The 18,334-nt window shown below is 51.7% G+C and carries 15 protein-coding genes; 11 read left to right on the top strand and 4 right to left on the bottom strand.

Translation table 11 applies throughout. The features are described from left to right. Positions 1-90 precede the first annotated feature (90 nt). The gene (locus tag HJG54_RS10035; RefSeq protein ID WP_316434758.1) at positions 91-2,304 is read left to right on the top strand and encodes a hypothetical protein; all 2,214 of its coding nucleotides are present in this window, start codon (positions 91-93) and stop codon (positions 2,302-2,304) included. An 87-nt stretch (positions 2,305-2,391) separates the two neighbouring features. After that, positions 2,392-3,561: a DNA double-strand break repair nuclease NurA gene (locus HJG54_RS10040; protein ID WP_316434760.1), complete on the top strand. Its 1,170-nt coding sequence runs from the start codon at positions 2,392-2,394 to the stop codon at positions 3,559-3,561. 212 nt (positions 3,562-3,773) lie between these two features. Here HJG54_RS10040 and folB read toward each other — a convergent pair whose 3' ends face one another. After that, positions 3,774-4,169: a dihydroneopterin aldolase gene (folB, locus tag HJG54_RS10045; protein WP_316434761.1), complete on the bottom strand. Its 396-nt coding sequence runs from the start codon at positions 4,167-4,169 to the stop codon at positions 3,774-3,776. A 69-nt stretch (positions 4,170-4,238) separates the two neighbouring features. Here folB and HJG54_RS10050 point away from each other — a divergent pair, with 69 nt between their 5' ends. From HJG54_RS10050 to HJG54_RS10060, 3 genes are all read left to right on the top strand, one after another. Next, positions 4,239-4,457: a hypothetical protein gene (locus HJG54_RS10050; protein WP_316434762.1), complete on the top strand. Its 219-nt coding sequence runs from the start codon at positions 4,239-4,241 to the stop codon at positions 4,455-4,457. 529 nt (positions 4,458-4,986) lie between these two features. Then, positions 4,987-7,071 (top strand): M3 family metallopeptidase, encoded by a 2,085-nt coding sequence (locus HJG54_RS10055; protein ID WP_316434763.1) that lies wholly within the window; start codon positions 4,987-4,989, stop codon positions 7,069-7,071. Between the two features lie 91 nt (positions 7,072-7,162). Continuing rightward, positions 7,163-8,125, top strand: a complete 963-nt coding sequence (locus tag HJG54_RS10060; protein WP_316434764.1) for an NAD(P)H-dependent glycerol-3-phosphate dehydrogenase — start codon at positions 7,163-7,165, stop codon at positions 8,123-8,125. Between the two features lie 181 nt (positions 8,126-8,306). On the opposite strand, the gene HJG54_RS10065 is transcribed toward HJG54_RS10060, so the two are convergent. Together HJG54_RS10065 and HJG54_RS10070 are read right to left on the bottom strand one after the other, a co-directional pair. Next, positions 8,307-8,588, bottom strand: a complete 282-nt coding sequence (locus HJG54_RS10065) for a hypothetical protein (RefSeq protein WP_036004279.1) — start codon at positions 8,586-8,588, stop codon at positions 8,307-8,309. Between the two features lie 603 nt (positions 8,589-9,191). Beyond that, entirely contained in the window at positions 9,192-9,491 is a 300-nt protein-coding gene (locus HJG54_RS10070; protein ID WP_036004282.1) for a hypothetical protein, read from the bottom strand. Positions 9,492-9,912: 421 nt separating this feature from the next. Between HJG54_RS10070 and HJG54_RS10075 the strand changes: the two genes are divergently transcribed. The 5 genes from HJG54_RS10075 to HJG54_RS10095 all read left to right on the top strand — a co-directional run bounded on the left by HJG54_RS10075 (position 9,913) and on the right by HJG54_RS10095 (position 14,903). Beyond that, positions 9,913-10,074: a hypothetical protein gene (locus HJG54_RS10075; protein WP_316434765.1), complete on the top strand. Its 162-nt coding sequence runs from the start codon at positions 9,913-9,915 to the stop codon at positions 10,072-10,074. A gap of 429 nt (positions 10,075-10,503) precedes the next feature. After that, positions 10,504-11,790, top strand: a complete 1,287-nt coding sequence (locus HJG54_RS10080) for an ABC transporter substrate-binding protein (protein WP_316434766.1) — start codon at positions 10,504-10,506, stop codon at positions 11,788-11,790. A gap of 52 nt (positions 11,791-11,842) precedes the next feature. Next, positions 11,843-12,754, top strand: a complete 912-nt coding sequence (locus tag HJG54_RS10085) for a carbohydrate ABC transporter permease (protein WP_316434767.1) — start codon at positions 11,843-11,845, stop codon at positions 12,752-12,754. Further along, positions 12,751-13,614 carry a carbohydrate ABC transporter permease gene (locus tag HJG54_RS10090; RefSeq protein WP_316434768.1) on the top strand — a complete coding sequence of 288 codons (864 nt, stop codon included), beginning with the start codon at positions 12,751-12,753 and terminating at the stop codon, positions 13,612-13,614. Before HJG54_RS10085 ends, HJG54_RS10090 begins: the two co-directional genes overlap by 4 nt. A gap of 209 nt (positions 13,615-13,823) precedes the next feature. Next, positions 13,824-14,903 carry an ABC transporter ATP-binding protein gene (locus HJG54_RS10095; protein ID WP_316434769.1) on the top strand — a complete coding sequence of 360 codons (1,080 nt, stop codon included), beginning with the start codon at positions 13,824-13,826 and terminating at the stop codon, positions 14,901-14,903. Positions 14,904-15,084: 181 nt separating this feature from the next. Here the strand turns inward: HJG54_RS10095 and HJG54_RS10100 are convergent, their stop codons facing one another. Further along, positions 15,085-15,828: a response regulator transcription factor gene (locus tag HJG54_RS10100; protein ID WP_036004296.1), complete on the bottom strand. Its 744-nt coding sequence runs from the start codon at positions 15,826-15,828 to the stop codon at positions 15,085-15,087. 765 nt (positions 15,829-16,593) lie between these two features. On the opposite strand from HJG54_RS10100, the gene HJG54_RS10105 reads away from it, so the two are divergent. After that, positions 16,594-18,321, top strand: coding sequence for a diflavin flavoprotein (locus HJG54_RS10105; RefSeq protein WP_316434771.1), 1,728 nt, complete (start codon positions 16,594-16,596; stop codon positions 18,319-18,321). The last annotated feature ends 13 nt before the right edge of the window (positions 18,322-18,334 follow it).

Genomic DNA, 18,334 nt, shown 5'->3' on the forward strand with positions numbered 1-18,334 from the left:
CATCTTTAAGTTTTCTTAGCGTTGTCCCTATTCTCAGTGAATTTCGTTTAAGAAAGAACTGACGCTTTGCCCGGTATCAGCCGTACTGCCATGAAACTAGCAATTTGGTTAGGAGCTTTGTTGGTGGCGCTCCTGCTTTGGCTCAACACACCCGACGCCGTGTGGCCCTATGTGTTTTATCTGAGAGTGCCACTGCTGATGGGGATACTGCTGATGGGTTTGCCAGTGCTGGCCCTAACCTGGCTGCGGGCGATGCTGCGCAATCTGTTTGTGCTGCGCGGACCCTGGCAGATGGCGTTTGTGATCATCAGTGCGGTAATGGCAGGAACGTCAGTGATGATGGTGGCGAATATCATCCTGCGGAATGCGCCTGCCCGTTTTGAGGTGCCTAGCTGGATAACGATACCAGAATTTTGGCAGTATGCTTTGGCAATTCTACTCAGTTTGCCGGTGTGTATAACAGCGATTGTGCTCTCTAAAGAGCGAATGGATATTTCTGCTGATGCCTCGATCGAGCATGAGAAACCGAAGCGGCAATCTCGAATGATGGGTGTGGCAATGGGTGTGGCGATCAGTCTGGGACTGTTGTTTGGCATCAGCCAGATGCGCTATTGGTTAAATAACAGTGTGCCGTTGAATCAATTTTTGGTGAAATTCATTACCCTAGTCACCAAACAAGAAACCCAGGGCTACATCGATCCCCAAACCGGCAAACTGGCAGCTGGCCATCTGACGGCTCTAGCCTTTTGGTTAATCGGCTTTGCGATTTACGGCTTCATCGCTTGGCGGTTTCAGCCCAAACCCAAGGCGCATCGTTCAGAAGCTCCGGCTCTCCTCTATGTGATGGTGTTGCTCTCTGGGGTTACTCTGCTGTTCGGCGGCATGACTTTCTTTTTCGATTTCTATCGTCTGCTGCCAATTGTGCTGTTTTTGGTTGCTTCTGCCGTCAGCTACGGTTTGTTCCGTGTCGATCATTTCTTTAAGCTAAAACCGCTGCCGCAGTCACAATCTGCTGAGGTGCTGTCAGACTTCGCAACGGTGCTGGATCGGCGATTGGCGCATCAGTCGGGTGAAAAAACGCTGGTTTTGGTCTGCGCTAGCGGAGGTGGGATTCAGGCTGCGGGCTGGACAGTGCAGGTATTGACCGGGTTGCAAACCTTGCTGGGTGACTCGTTTACTCAGGCAATTGGGCTGATTAGCTCGGCGTCGGGCGGCTCGGTGGGCACGATGTACTTTCTCGATCGGTTTAATCTAAACCACCACGCGCCCGATTCCAGAGATCTCGCGTCGATTTTTGAGAGCGCCACGAGCGATAGTTTGGATGCAGTGGGTTGGGGCTTGGCCTATCCAGATTTGTGGCGACTAGTGGGCTTGCCATTCCTAATCCCAAAACTCTGCGACCGAGGCACTGCCGTAGAGACCGACTGGCGCGGCGAACTGTACCATCCCACAGCTTCTTTAGCGTCTTGGCGTACCCAGGTGCTGGCAGGCGAGATTCCGATTCCGGTCTTCAATGCCACTTTAGTTGAAGATGGACGCCGGTTTTTGATTTCGCCACTCACATTTGTGGGATCTCTCAGCAAGCAGTTGCCCATGTCAGACATGGCTGCTCACAAATTCAGTGATTTCAACACACTCTACGGCGACTACGACATCAGTGTGGTAACGGCAGCGCGGCTGTCGGCTACGTTTCCCTACATTTCGCCGATTTGCCGCAATAACCTCGACCTCAAGGGCAAGGACTATCACTTAGCGGATGGCGGCTATTTCGATAATTCTGGCGTGTTTACCGTGGTGGAGTGGCTGAATAGTCTGCTGTCGGCGAACCAGATACCCGATATCAAGCGGATTGTGCTGCTGCAAATCAATGCCTTTCCCCAGTCGCTGCCAACGGCGGCTACTAAAGCAGGAGATGTGAGTCGTGGTGGTTGGGCAATGGCACTGTTGGGACCCCTGTTGGCTCTGTTCCGCGTCCGGGATTCGACTCAAACTGCCCGTAACGAGACCGAAATCGAACTGCTGGGTCAGCGTTGGAGTAAACATGGTGTGGAAATCCAGCATTTTCCCATTTCGTTTCCGTCATTTGAAGAGATGCAGCGGATCGAAAAAGAATTTGCCCCACCCATGCAGCGACCTTACTTCTTCAATCGAGATGGACGCTATAATCCACCGCTTTCCTGGAAGTTGACCCATGCTGAAAAAAGGGCGATCAAACGCGCTTGGGAACTGATTGCCTGTGATCCAACCGGCCAAGTGCAGCGATTGCGCCAACAGTGGCAGAAATGGCAGCAGAATTCTCAGTGATATTTCCAGTGACAGAGGGGAGAAATAAGCGATAATTCTAGCTGTGCTTTTGAGTACCGATCCCGCTGTTTTTTCCTGCTCTCTGCTATGCCCCTAAAGCCCTCCCAAGTTCATGAAATCCTCAATGCCAAACGTGAAGAATTTGCCGCCTTCAATCAAGAAACCTGGCAGCAGTTGCAGCAATATCGCTCGGTGCTGGCGAACCTGAGTGCGGCGGGTGAGGCCGATCTCAAAGCGCGGGCGGCGAAGCATCCCGTTGAGTTAGGGGCAAGGCTGCTGGAATCCTTGGATAAGGCAAATAACGGCGTCATTTCAGCCAATCTGGTCTGGCAAAATCGGGAGCAAAGTTTGGCTTGGGTGCGGCAACGCTTGACCGGCATTACCACCTTTGCTGTGGATGGGTCCCAGATTTATCCCGGTAAGGATTTGTCGCTTCCCGTGGCGCTGGTGCAGGTGGGCTGGTTCGAGAATCCCCATTTGCCAACCGGCGAGTACGAAAAAGATGTGGTGCTGGATGTGATGACTCCAGCTGATTTGCAGGTAGGCAACAGCGGCGAGCCGGTGGATCGGCGGGTGAATATGCGCCGCTTTCAGATGGAAATTGAGCGCTTGATTGATTACATCAAAGCCCACGCCAAAGCCAAAGATTGCCTCGTGTTTCTGGATGGCTCTCTCGTTGCTACCTTCGCCGAAGCCTTTGAAGCCAAAAGCCGCCGGTTTTATGTCGAGTGTTTGCTCGATCTGCTGGCAACGAGCCAAACCTATGAGGTGCCCTTGGTCGCCTATATTGACACCTCCTATGCTCAAGATTTGAGCGTAATGCTGCGGACGCTGTACGATTTGCCCGACTCTCAATCGATCCACGATGCCCAGTTGGTGAGTAAATACATGGAGTGGGGCGACCGGACGCCGCTGTTTCTCTGTCAGCGCTCTGGCATCCTGGCCGATTATGGCGATCAATCGAATCAAATTGCCTTCACCTATTTGAAAGCCAATCGCGACAGCTACCCGGCCCGTCTAGAAATTCCCCTCTGGGTCTACCAGGCTGGTTTGCTGGACCGGGTGATCGACTGGGTGCGGGGTGAGATCATCATTGGCAGCGGCTATCCCTATGTAATTGAAACGGCAGATCAAACGGCGGTGCTACAAGCGGCAGATCGGCAAGCCTTTTTCAAGATTCTGCAAGACTGGGCCGAGACGGAGGCGATTAATATGCACTTTTCCCGCAAGATGGTGAGCAAGATTCGGCGACGGTAGGGTGAGGGGAGATGGGGGAGATGCGGCTCGTGAGCCTCGCCGAACGAGGGAAGATGAGGGAGATGGGGAAGATAATGCTTGAGTAGATGTAGAGAGAACGGTTCTATCCATAAACTTTATGCTAATTTATAAAGGCTTCATCCGCATTCTCCAATTGCAGTCTGGCACTACAAATGGTTCGGAAGTCCCCCAGAATTGGGGGATTTAGGGGGCTACCTCCTCCGCACAATCTCCAGCGACACCTGGCCACTGAAGTTGGGAATGGGTGGCTGTAGCTTAGTCAGACGAACTTTGACCTGTTCCACGGCATTCGAGGTTAGCACCAGAGCCGCGATCTCTTCGGCTAGTTTCTCGATCAGCTTGTGCTTGGCGATTTGAATCAATTGTTGGATTGCCGTGACCGCTTGGGAGTAGTCGTAGGTGACGGCTAAATCATCGCTTTTACCGGCTTCAGATAGATCTTTCCAGACGGTTAAACTCACCTCGAACCACTGCCCCAGCACCTGCTCTTCGGGCAAATATCCGATGTAGCCGTAGGCCCGAATTCCTTCGATGTGAATGCAGTCTGTGGCAGACAGACTATCTCTGTCAGAAGCATGAGAAATCATCCGCTTAACCTGTGAATGCGATAGAGTCAATATTAAGCAAAATTAAGCGAGTTTAAATTTCTTCAGTCTATGAATCGCTCAAAAGTTGTTGCGGTAGTCACCGGAGCCATCGCTATTCTGCTCAGTATTGCCTACCTGTTGATTGTGCAGTTTCTCGATTTTCGCGGCGAAATGGTGCCCGCCCCCACCGATCTATCTCAACTAGAGAAACCCTCAATTCCAATCGTGGCCGAAGTAGAACTCGCTCACATGGAGCGTGATTTCGCCATAGTCAGGCACCCAAGCTAACCACTCGTCATCGGATTGTTTGCTCAGCAATAGGGCTTGATCGTAGCTCATAGAGTCGGGGAGCAGAATCAACTGAACCCACTGAGCTAGCCGGTTTCTTGCCAGTTTACTAGCTCGCTGCCCCTGCTTAGATTCAGACGGTTCAATGGGTTGCATTGGCTTGAAGTAGCGTTTCATCGCCCCAACTCCCTGCGGGGAATCCAATGATTTCTGTATTCGATGATACAAAATTCCGTTCTCGCCTGGTCCGCTGGTGGAAAAACTGTCGTATAAATTTACCTTGCACCTAACCCTAGGGTTATTTGGGGCCTTGTGTCCTTTTTCATACTGTGTTTTACACCGTGAATGAGACGCTCATCCTGTTCAACCTCAGAACGAACAGCGTCCTGGGCAGACTTAGGCGTTGGCGCGCCGTCCTTTAGTGCCAGTGCTAGAGTGAGAGATAAGGACTGGATTGTTGGATTAGCGACTAGTAACTAATCGCCACAGACCTAAACAGACCTAAATCGTTGAATCGCTCAGCATTTCCATGAATACAGCTTTAGTTCAAAATCCGCTTCTGATCGGTGAAGGCTTACCGCCCTTCGAGCAAATTCAGCCCGACCATGTTGTGCCAGCCATTACTCAGCTTTTGCAAGAGCTAGAAGCTCAGCTAGCTGAGCTAGAAGCGAACGTGGTACCCACCTGGGAGGGCTTAGTGGTGCCGCTAGAACAAATCGAGGAGCGGCTGTCCTGGAGTTGGGGCGTTGTGGGTCACTTAATGGGCGTGAAGAATAGCCCGGAACTGCGGCAAGCCTATGAAACGATGCAGCCAGAAGTGGTCAAGTTCTGGAATCGCCTCAGCCAGAGCCAGCCGATCTACGCAGGGTTTAAGGCGCTGCGCCAAAGTGAACTCTGGTCTACGCTAGACGAAGCTCAGCAGCGGATTGTGGACGCGGCCTTGCGAGATGCCGAACTATCGGGCGTGGGATTAGAGGGCGAAGCGAAAGAGCGCTTCAATGCGATTCAGCTAGAGCTGGCCGAACTCTCGACTCGCTTCTCAAACAATGTCCTAGATGCCACCAAAGCCTTTAGCCTGACGCTGACCCAACCCGACGAAATTGCTGGCCTGCCGCCGAGTTTGGTGGCTCTCGCGGCCCAAGCGGCTCGTGCGGCTGGAGAAGAAAACGCCACGGCTGAAACTGGTCCCTGGCGAATTACACTCGATCTGCCTAGCTATATGCCGTTTATGCAGCACAGTCGTTGCCGCGATTTGCGCGAGAAGCTGTATCGGGTATTTGTCAGTCGGGCTTCTAGCGGCGAGTGGAATAATAGTCCTTTAATTGAACGCATTCTAGAGCTGCGGCAAGAACAGGCGAAATTGCTGGGATACCAAAGCTATGCCGAAGTCAGTCTGGCGGCCAAGATGGCTTCTAGCGTCGAAGCGGTGGAGAAATTGCTGGAAGAACTGCGGCAGGCTAGCTACGATGCGGCAGTTAATGATCTGAAAACTCTGCAAGAGTACGCCAAATCCAAGGGCGAAACCGAACCCCTCCAGCACTGGGATATTTCCTTCTGGGCCGAGCGGCAGCGCGAAGAAAAGTTTGACTTTAACGCCGAGGAACTGCGCCCCTACTTCCCGCTAGAGCAGGTGCTGTCTGGCTTGTTCGATTTGTCTAAGCGTCTGTTTGGCATCACCATTACTCCGGCAGATGGCGAAGCTTCGGTCTGGCATCCGGATGTGCGCTATTTCCAAGTGGCCGATGAATCGGGAACGTCGATTGCCCACTTCTTCCTCGATCCCTACAGCCGTCCGGCAGAAAAGCGGGGCGGAGCCTGGATGGATGAATGCATTGCTCGTGCCAGAGTCCGGTACAGCAGCGGCACTTCAGTTCGTCTACCTGTGGCCTATCTGGTCTGTAACCAAACGCCGCCGGTGGATGACAAGCCTAGTCTGATGACTTTTGGCGAAGTGGAAACCCTGTTTCACGAATTTGGTCATGGTCTACACCACATGCTGACGCGGGTTGACTATCCGAAGGCATCGGGGATTCGTAACGTTGAGTGGGATGCGGTGGAACTGCCAAGTCAGTTTATGGAGAATTGGTGCTACCATCGCCCTACCCTGCTCAGCCTGGGTAAGCATTACCAAACCGGCGAACCTCTGCCAGAGCACTACTATCAGAAGCTGTTGGCGGCCCGCACCTACATGAGTGGTAGCGCTACGCTGCGGCAAATTCACTTTAGCTGGGTTGATCTGGAACTGCACCATCGCTATCAACCCGGCGGCGAAACGCCCGAACAGGTGCGGCGACGCATTGCAGAAAAAACCACGGTGTTGCCTCCCCTGCCGGAAGATTCTTTTCTCTGCGCCTTTGGCCATATTTTTGCCGGGGGCTATGCGGCGGGCTACTACAGCTACAAGTGGGCAGAAGTGCTGAGTGCTGATGCTTTTGCCGCCTTTGAAGAAGCCGGACTCGATGATGAGCAAAAACTGGCTCAGGTTGGGCATCGCTTCCGTGATACGGTACTGGCCCTAGGTGGCAGCCAGCATCCAATGAAGGTATTCACGGCGTTCCGAGGCCGGGAGCCGAATACGACGGCGTTGCTGCGGCACAATGGGCTAGCGGCATGAGCGCCGGATCAAATAACTGTTTACGGTGTAAACAGCAAAAAGCTAAACAGCAAAAAGCTAAAAGTAAAAAATAAGGGATGGCTGGCTGATTGTGGATATCCGTTCGACTGCATCGGATCGGTTGTCGTTGTCACCAACTCGGGTGGCGATTTTAGGAGCAGGTCAGTGGGGGGCCGCGCTGGCAATGCTGGCTCGGAACCGAGGTCATCAGGTGCAGGTCTGGTCGCGTCGGGGAGAAACCACCTTGGAAGCGGCTTTGGCCTCAGCAGAGATCGTGATCGCGGCGATTTCCATGAAAGGTGTGCCCGAAACCGTTGAGCGGGTACGAGCCTCGATGCTGCCGGATACGGCAATCTTGGTCAGCGCAACCAAAGGATTGGATCCGGCTACGCAGCTCACGGCCTCACCTATCTGGCAGGCAGCTTTGCCTAACCATCCGATTGTGGTTCTCTCCGGCCCCAACCTATCGGAGGAAATTCAGCAGGGCTTGCCTGCGGCCACGGTAGTTGCCAGCCACGATCAAGCCGCGGCGGAACGGGCTCAGGCGATTCTGTCTTCAGATCGGTTTCGAGTGTACACCAATACGGACCCACTTGGTACCGAGATGGGCGGCACGCTAAAGAACGTGATTGCAATTGCTGCTGGTGTCTGTGATGGATTGCATCTAGGCACCAATGCCCGCTCTGGATTGATTACCCGCGCTTTAGCCGAAATTATCCGTGTCGGTACCCATCTAGGAGCCAGACCAGAAACCTTTTTTGGCTTGGCGGGTCTGGGCGATTTGCTAGCGACTTGTACCAGTCCGCTTAGCCGCAACTACCGGGTTGGCTATGGATTGGCACAGGGCAAGCCCCTAGAGCAAATTCTCACCGAACTGCAAAGCACCGCTGAAGGCGTCAGCACCACCAATGTCTTGATTGAATTAGCGGAGCGCAAAAGCATCGCGGTTCCGGTTTCGCGGCAGGTCTATTTGCTGCTCAATGACAAAATTACGCCCAAACAGGCGGTAGAGGCTTTGATGGAGCGAGACCTCAAGGCCGAGATGTATGGATAATCTTCTATTCCAACTATCATGTCAAACTCAAATAAGGCTCCGCCTTAGAGTAAGACGAAGCCTAGCGTTCTGATATACCGCAGTTTGTCACACATATTGAAAAAAGATTCATTTGTTAGGTCCAGCAATCTTGTTTGGATCTAGCAATCCTCAAGTGCCAAGACGCTAACTTGCAATCGCCTTAGTAGTAGCAACCGCTCCGGCATGGACGATAGTACACCGGATAAGCGTAGTAGTGGCGCGGATAGTAGCAAGGACGGACAACCACCCGACGGCAGCAGCCACGACCATAGCCGTAGGCCGAAGCAGAGTTAGTTGTAGCATCGAGAGCAGTAACACCAGCGGTAACGCCTGCGGCAATCAAACCGGTAGTCACCACAGCCTTCAAGCTGCCGAGATTCAACTCTTTCGCTTCCGACTGTTCTAGGTTTTCTGCACCGTGGAGATAGGCAAGGGTTTCCATAGCTTTTCCTCAAAACAACTGATTCAACGATTTGACAATACTCAACTCTCAATCAATTTTTAGTTGATTCAGAATTGAGTTTGCTTGGTGCCTCATAGCGCCAATACAAGTCAATGCATTATGCAAATTCTCTGTAAAGTCCCTATAAGGACCAAGTGAATCCAGGCTTTAATTCCCGGATGCTTCTTTCGGTAAATAGAAGCTTGAATATGACGTAACTTGTAAGACAGAAGCCGATTGTCCCTGATGGTCAAAACTCTATCTAACAGTAAGCAGAACAACTGAATAACTCAAGACAGAACTTTCTTATCGCACTTCTAGTGCTTCTATCGTTAATCACCAAAGTCAGTCAAGTCAATATCAGCGACCACACAACTATGAGCAAAATATAAACGCTCCAGTTGGCTTATCTAACTGAGTTCAAAGGCTTCGCCCCGCCTATCGAAGACGAAGCCTTAAGAGGATCTGATATACCCGCATTAATTGAGGTTTGATCAGGCGAAAGACTCACTCGCCTGGGTAGAAAAATCTACCGTCGAACTAAATCGCCATCCGAGACCTTCAAAGCTTTAAACCAAACTTCTCTAGTGCTCGGGTTGGGGCTTAGTAGTAGTAACCGCGATAGCAGGGACGATAGTAAACAGGATAGGCGTAGTAGTGACGCGGATAGTAAACCGGACGGTAGTAAGCACGGTGACGGTAGGTCACTGGACGGTAGTAGCCGTGGTGACCGCCGTAGTAATGAGCAGAGGCAGAATCTGCTTGTGTCAGTACACCGCCAGCAGCGATGCCCGCAGCAACCAGACCTGTCGTTGCCATTGCCTTCAAACCGCTGAGATCCAGCTGTTTTTGTTCAGACTGTTCGTAGTCTTCAGCACCATAGAGATATGCAAGGGTTTCCATAGCTTTTCCTCAAAGTAAGGATAGGTTGACCTAGACGAACCTCACCTCGACTCGATAGGGACTATCAAAAAGAGATTTGGTTCGCTCTCAGTCCTCGTAGATTCACTACCAGGATTGAGATTCCGGGTGGATTGACCCTGGATGCTTTTGACTTCACACAATCTGAATCCGCGTCAGGAAGAAAATTGATAAATTAAAAATTCTTCCGTTGCTTTTTTATGAGTAGCATAATTAAATCGTCTAGCCTACATATATTTGTACTAATTTTTCTTCTAAAAAGATATTCAAACGGTTGAGAAAACGAAGAAGTTTCTACATGTAGAGTAGAAAGAGATAGAAGTTTTTCGAGCCACTCTATATTTAGAGAAGCTCAAACTATGTAAATCTTGACAACTGTTTTTAAGATTTTTCGAGAGAATTTATGTCCCCAGTTTATTACGGATTTTTCTACCTTGAAAAATATTTCGGTAGAGACCGTTTTTCGCTAAATCATCATGAAACCATTAGTCTCTATGGCTTTGCCGCTCCGGCAGCAGCAGGAAGAGCCAAAAATTCTTTCTATAAAATAAATTATTGGCTCTGATTCAGATGGTGATTTTCTGCTGTTGAATGGCTTTCCATTTGGTTGAATCGAGCTTGATGACTGCGATGTTCGTTTGAGTAGATTGATTGGGTCAGATAAATTTGAAAAGCAATTGCAATTAAAACAATCGCTCATTTTTCAATTTGCGACTAAAACCGCTGTAAATATTAAGAACTCTACTAAATTGTGTCTCTCAATTAGTTGATTTAATAGGCTAAACGAGCGTTTTCTAGGGAGTTTAAGTTGCGGTTTGAGATTAAAAGCGAATCATGCAAAATAGTGACAATTTATTACTGCTGTTTCCGCCCAATTGAAGCGAATTGCATAATTGACTAGCATTCTCCTGGGTAGCAACCGTTACTTGTATCTTTGCGCTCAACTTGTGCTCAACTAACATCAACTGACATCAACTGACATGAAATGGCTGCTGTGCTGAACTTGCGAAGTTGGTTATCACGTCGTCGCTATCTGGTCGGACTGGCAACTCTTTGTTGCACCGCTGTGGTGTTGGGGAATCTAGTGGCTTGGCCTCAGCCGCCAATTCGTTTAACTATGCTGACTTCGGCTTTGGATGCGGAGCAGGGGCGAAGTCTGGTGGCGGCGTTTGAAGCGAAAAATCCCGATATCAAAATCGATGTAATTGAAGGCCCGACCGGCTCGAATGCCATCGAAGACCTCTACACCACGTCGTTTCTGCTGGGTGGCTCGCCCTACGATCTGGTGATGATGGATGTAGTCTGGCTGCCCAAGTTTGCCGCCGCGGGCTGGCTGCTCGACCTGACCGATCAAATTCCTGCTGCCGATCTGGCCGATTTTATGCCCGCAGACTTGGACGGAGGACGCTACAACGGCAGGCTATATCGGTTGCCAATTCGCTCCGATGCGCAGCTTTTGTTTTACCGGCAAGATTGGCTACAACAGGCGGGCATTCAACCCCCCGAAACCTTCGACGATTTGATTGCAGCCTCGCAGCAGCTTCAGCAGGCAGGCACGACTAAATGGGGCTATGTTTGGCAGGGGCGGCAGTTTGAAGGGCTAACCGCCGTTTTTGTCGATGTGTTGGCGGGCTATGGTGGCTTTTGGGTCAATCCCAAGACGTTAGAAGTGGGGTTAGACCGTCCAGAGGCCGTTGAGGCGGTCCAGTTTTTGCGTCGCACCATCGAGCAGGGCGTGTCGCCACCGGGAGTGAGCAACTACCAGCACGAAGATGCCCGCCGTCTGTTTCAGGCTGGTGAAGCCGCGTTTATGCACAACTGGCCCTATGCCTATCCGCTCAGCAATGCCGACGATTCGCCGATTAAAGGCAAGTTTGCGATCAAAACAATGGTGCATGCGCCCGGATTAACGAGCGCGGCCTGTTTGGGCGGTTGGGGGCTGGGTGTGGCGAAATCAACTGCCCATCCGGAAGCGGCCCTGCGAGTGGCCCAGTTCTACGCCAGTCCGGAAGCCCAGCGCTTATCGAGTTTAGAAAATGGCTATCTGCCTACCCGTCGCTCGCTCTATAGCGATCCGGAAATCGTTGCCAAGTATCCCTATTTCCCCAGCATGATGGGTGTGGTCGAAAAGGCCGTGCTGCGTCCGCCGATTGCCCAATACGCCCAAGCGTCAGATATTTTGCAGCGTTATTTGAGTGCGGCGATTACCAACCGCATGGATGCTGAAGCGGCAATGATGGCGGCTGCTACCGAAACGCGAGCGTTACTGGCCCGCAATTAATAGCCCGCAATTAATAGCCCGCAACTGAGACTGATCCCCTGCTACAGGTAACATGAACACTACCCTCCGCGACCAAGAACGACGCACCGGCTGGTGGCTGCTAACTCCAGCCCTGCTGCTGTTGCTGCTGATCTACGCCTATCCGATTGCCCGTTCCCTTGGCCTCAGCTTGGTTACCCAGAATCTGGGCACTGAGCTACAGCCGGTTTTTGCAGGTCTAGACAACTACAGCCGCATGGCTCTAGATGGTCGGTTCTGGCAAACCATTGGCAACACAGTTTTTTTCACAGTTGTTTCGGTGATACTAGAACTGCTGCTGGGACTGGGAATTGCTCTCGTACTCAACCAGGCGTTTCCCAGTCGGGGTGCAGTGCGGACTATCGCCCTCTTGCCCTGGGCCTTGCCGACAGCGCTGATTGCCACCACCTGGACCTGGATTTTTAACGATCAGTTTGGCGTCTGGAATGACATTCTGCTGCGTCTGGGTCTGATTCAAACCGGCGTTAACTGGCTGGGCGATCCTAACTGGGCCATGTGGACCGTGATTGCGGCTGATGTTTGGAAAACCACCCCCTTCATTGCGATTTTGTTGTTGGCGGGCCTCCAGTCGATTCCACCCGATCTGTACGAAGCCCATGCCCTAGATGGCGCGACGCGCTGGCAAAGCTTTTACCGAATTACGCTGCCGCTGCTGCTGCCGCAAATTCTGATTGCCAGTTTGTTTCGGTTCGCCCAGGCGTTTGGCGTTTTTGATTTGGTTCAGGTGATGACTGGCGGTGGCCCAGGTGGGGCGACGGAAACCGTTTCGCTCTATATCTATGCCACAATCATGCGCTATCTCGATTTTGGCTATGGAGCGGCATTGGTAGTAGTGACGTTTGTGATTTTGAGCTTGGCGGTGGCTCTCGCAACCTGGGGTTTGGCAAGATTGCGGGCAGTCCGAGCTATAGGAGACCCGAGATGACACTGGTGCAGAAAGACGCTCCCTTAGACGTAGCTCCTCCGCGCCGATGGGGTTTGGCAGTGGCCGTGGGGCTGCTGGTGATCTTTAGCCTTGCTCCCATCCTTTGGCAAGTGCTAACCTCGCTCAAAACCAATGCCGATATTGCGGCGGTTCCCAATGTCTACTTTCCCCGTCAGCTAACGCTTGAACACTATATCGAACTGTTTCGTCGGCGTCCGTTTCTCCGCTATATGCTGAATAGCGCCTTTGTGGCGAGTGTTTCAACCCTGCTCTGTCTGCTGATTGGCACTCCTGCTGCCTATGTCTTGGCCCGATTGCGCCTACCAGGTGAACGTTTTATCCTAGCTGGAGTTTTAATTGTCACGCTGTTTCCCTATATTCTGCTGTTTCTGGGCCTGCTGGAGTTGGTGCGGGCGTTTGGACTGGCCAATACCTACCTGGCCCTAATCGTGCCCTACACGGCCATGAACCTGCCTCTGACCATTCTGGTGATGCGTAGCTTTTTCCAGCGGCTTCCTCGCGATCTGGAGGACTCAGCCAAAATTGACGGCTACAATACCGGCCAAATGCTGTGGCAAATTCTGCTGCCGCTCACCTTACCTGCCCTGGTCACGACTGGCATCCTCGCCTTTATCGCCGCCTGGAATGAGTTTATTTTTGCATTGACGTTCATTACCCGCGAGTCGATGAAGACGGTGCCCGTGGCCGTGGCCCAACTCAGCGGTACTGCGGTGTTTGAAATTCCCTATGGTGCTCTGGCTGCCGCTACAGTTGTTGGTACCCTACCACTAGTCATCCTGGTGTTACTATTCCAACGTCGGATTGTGCAAGGTCTCACGGCAGGTGCTGTCAAGGGGTGATGTGGCTCTGGTTGGCCTATGGTGCAGTAAGGGCGAAGCAGTTGCTGATAAATTATCTGACTCTGCTATGGACTATTTGGCAACTGCTTCGCCCCTACTGCATCAACCGAATCTGACATAACACCTAAATTGAAATACGCGCGTCGCACAGGTTCCGCCAACAGAACTCAAAACTCAAAACTTAAAACTCAAAACTCTTGAATTTGGTCATGGCTAAACTCGAACTACGAAATCTCAACAAAACTTACACGCCCAGAGTGGTGCCGCTTAAAGAGCTGAGTTTGAATGTGGAGAATGGCGAGTTTTTGACGCTGCTGGGGCCATCCGGATGCGGTAAATCAACGACGCTGCGATTGATTGCTGGATTGGAGCAGCCGACGCGGGGAGAGGTACGGATTGGTGATCGGAATGTGACGCACCAGCCGCCCGGTCAACGCAATATTGCGATGGTGTTTCAAAGCTATGCGCTGTATCCCCACATGACGGTATGTGAAAATATTGCGTCAGGGTTAAAATTGCGCCGTATGGCCTCGGCTGAAATTCAGCAGCGGATTGGTGAGGTGAGTCAGTTTCTGGGCTTGGGTGAATTGATGCAGCGCAAACCGGGCCAGCTTTCGGGCGGGCAGCGGCAGCGGGTGGCTTTAGCGCGGGCGCTAGTGCGGCGTCCGGATGTGTTTCTGCTGGATGAACCGCTGAGTAACCTGGATGCCTTACTGCGGGAACAGGTGCGGGCCGAACTAAAGCAGATTTTTGCCGCTCAACCTACTCCGGTAGTTTATGTAACTCACGACCAAACCGAAGCGATGACGCTTTCAACTCGTGTCGCTGTACTGAATGACGGCTTTTTGCAGCAGCTTGATTCGCCCAAACGCATTTATGTGCGACCGGCAAATCGGTTTGTAGCTGGTTTTATTGGCAGCCCCCAGATGAATCTACTGCACCTGAAGTGTGAGGGCGGATTTGCCCAATTGGGGCGCTGTAAGCTGCCGCTGCCTAGCCAAGTCACGGTTCCTCCCGAAGTGATATTTGGAATTCGGCCTGAGCATGTACGGCTGGTGCGTCCGGGGGATCAGCAGGTGCTTCAAGGACGAGTAGTGCTAGTGGAAAATTTGGGAATGAGCGATTTGCTGACGGTGCAGGTAGAAGGCACTCAAGGAACCCTATTGCGAGCACTGCTGCCTCCGGACCAATCCTGGAGCGGTAAACAAATTAGCCTCGCCTTGCCGCCAGAAGCGCTGCATTGGTTTGATGTCCAGACCGGGGATCGCTTGCCGGATGCACTGCCCTAATCCTTTCGTGAGACAACGTTAAACAATCGGCCACACTGTTCAACCGTGTGCAACCCGTAGCAGCAACCTCCAGAACTTAAAACTATCAGGACTTAAAACTATGCGCTCTGCACAGGTCACACCACCAAAGCTGAAAACTCAAAACTCAAAACTAAGAACTCAAAACTAAGAACTAGTATTACTAGGTTTCAACAGCAGAAGGCTGTTCGTCTCCGGTGCTTTTGGTAGCAGGGAGTTCTAGGCAATAGCCAGCACCATAGACGGTTTTGATGTAGCGAGGATGGCGTGGATCTGGTTCCAGCTTGGTTCTGAGGTGGCGGACATGCACACGGATGGTTTCAATATCATCGTTGGGATCATAGCCCCAAACCTCTTTCAGAATTTCGCTGGGAGAAACAGTCTGGCCGTGGCGTTGCAGCAAACAGTGCAGCAGTTCAAATTCTAGATGGGTCAGCTTCACCGTTTGGTCAAACCAAATAGCTTCGAGCCGCTCTGGTACAAGGGTGAGCGGACCATAGTTGAGGATTTCGGTGTGCTTCGCCGCTTGGGGAATCCGATCGGTGCGTCGCAGCAAGGCCCGCACGCGGGCTAACATTTCTTCGATTTCAAAGGGTTTGGTCAGGTAGTCATCGGCCCCAGCATTGAAACCTTCAACTTTGTCTTGCGTTTGTCCTAGGGCAGTCAACATCAGGACGGGAATGTCGGCAGTGCGCTCATCTCTGCGTAGGCGCTGACATACCGTGAAGCCATCCACCTTGGGTAGCATCAAATCGAGCAGGATCAAATCAGGCAAGAGCTGGAGCGCTAGTGCCTGACCCTTAATGCCATCTGCTGCCTGACTGACATCATATCCAGCCATTTCTAAATTTACGGCAACCAGTTCCGAGATGGCGGGGTCGTCATCAATCACAAGTATACGGGGCATCACTTATAAGGCAAATTAACGACCGCGGTGAGTAGTTCAGAATCTTTATAAAAAAGAAAGATTCCTGTAAAGATTATAAGCAAGGATTCTAAATTCTTTCTAACTATGTCAGATGTATTAAGTTTTGTCTGAGATCTAAAGCTTTTTTAAGAACTACAAACAAAGTTGTCTCGCTGGTTTTGAATTTGAGACGTTTCACTTAAATTGTCTTTCACGATACTCAAATTTAGGACTTATTGGCAATTCAGCCAACTTAGCTCAATTAGGTAGCCTGAATACATGGCCTAAACAGACTCAGCAGATCGCAAATCCTGTTGAGATCCCCCCTAGCCCCCCTTACACAAGGGGGGAACCGGGCCAACCGTGGTTTGAAGTCCCCCTTCTTCTACGCCGAAGGCGCATCCCCGTTGGGGTTTAGGGGGATTATAGTCCTGCGGGCATCGCAGAAAAGGAGGATTGTGCTATGCACACGCTGCGCGAACAAACCCAAGTCTAGTGATTCAACCGAATTCATTTTTGATCTACTGAGTCTCAGTAGCCGCCGCATGGTGAGCAAGCGGATGATTCAAGTCACCTCGACTCACCACCTCCTTGATTGCTAGCGCTACAAAAGCTAAGGCCATCTATGCTTATATAAATGCAGTTAATATATGACTTTTCTTATTGAAACTTTACAAAAACGGGGTATTCAAGCCAATAATTGAAGAACAGGCAGGAAGACAAACCGCCTGAACCTCTGATCACAGCGCTACAGGAGAGTCGGATATGGTGGCACTTGCGGAACGCACTCAGGCCAAGTTGACGCTACAAACCCTGGAGATTGCTCAAGATACGACGACAATTCGTTCCTTGGATTGGGATCGGGACCGGTTTGATATCGAATTTGAGCTACAAAATGGCACAACCTATAACTCTTTCTTAATTCGTGGAGAGAAGACGGCCCTGGTTGACACCTCCCACGAAAAGTTCCGCTCCCTGTACCTGGATCAACTGCTGCGACTGATTAACCCAGCAGAGCTAGACTATCTAGTCATCAGCCATACCGAGCCTGATCACAGTGGTTTGGTGCGGGAGGTGCTGCAACTCGCTCCCCAGGTAACGGTTGTCGGGTCCAAGGTGGCGATTCAGTTTCTTGACGATCTGGTACATCAGCCCTTCAAGCGCTTGCTGGTGAAGAATGGCGACCGGCTAGATCTGGGCAACGGCCATGAGCTGGAGTTTGTTTCTGCGCCGAACCTGCACTGGCCCGACACGATTCTTACCTACGATCACAAGACGCAGATTCTCTACACCTGCGATGTGTTCGGCATGCACTACTGCGATGACAACCTCTACGATGAGGAACTGGAACTGCTGGAGGCCGATTATAAGCTCTACTACGATTGCCTAATGGGTCCCAATGCCCGCTCGGTGCTGGCGGCCCTAAAGCGGATGAAAGATCTGCCGGAAATCGACGTGATTGCCACCGGGCATGGTCCTCTGTTGCGCTACAACATCCCCGATCTGGTTGGCCGCTATCGAGATTGGAGTCAGGCTCAGGCCAAGGCGGAAACCACGGTCGCTTTGTTCTATGCGGCAGACTATGGCTACAGTAACGAACTAGCGCAAGCCATTGCTCACGGCATCAACAAAACCGGCGTTGCGGTGGAGCTGATTGACCTGAAGATGGCCGATCCCCAAGAGGTCCGGGAAATGGTGGATTTGGCGGCGGGGATTGTGATTGGCATGCCGCCCCAGTCGGGTGAATCGGCAGCGACAGCTCAGGCCGCCCTGAGTACGCTTCTGGCAGCCGTGAATTCCAAGCAAGCGATTGGTTTGTTTGAATCAGGCGGTGGTGATGATGAGTCGGTCTATCCGATTCGCAACCGTTTCCAGGAGGTGGGCATGAAGGAAGTCTTTCAACCAATTTTGATCAAGGAAACGCCCAACCAGGCCACCTATCAGCTCTGTGACGAAGCTGGCACCGATTTGGGCCAGTGGCTGACCCGCGACCGCACTGTGAAGCAAATGAAGGCGCTCGACAATGACCTTGATAAAGCCTTGGGACGCCTCAGCGGCGGTCTGTACATTATCACAGCGAAGAAGGAAGAAGCTTCCAGCGCTATGCTTGCCTCCTGGGTGGCTCAAGCCAGTCTGGAACCGCTGGGTATCACGATTGCCGTTGCCAAAGACCGGGCGATCGAGTCGTTCCTGCATGCGGGCGATCGGTTTGTACTGAATATTTTGGAAGAAGGCAACTATCAGCAGTTGATGAAGCACTTCTTGAAGCGATTTGCTCCCGGAGCTGATCGCTTTGCTGGAATCAAGACCTATCCCGCCGCCAATGGGTCACCGATTCTAGCAGATGCGTTGGCCTATCTGGAGTGCGAGGTGATCAGCCGGATGGAGTGCAGCGATCACTGGATTGTTTACAGCACGGTTGATATCGGACGTGTGGCCAAACCCGATGCCTTGACGGCAGTGCATCACCGCAAAGTCGGCAATCATTATTGATGTCTGGCAGTGA

The organism is Leptolyngbya sp. NK1-12 (genome assembly GCF_032598965.1).
Classification (GTDB): domain Bacteria; phylum Cyanobacteriota; class Cyanobacteriia; order Elainellales; family Elainellaceae; genus Elainella.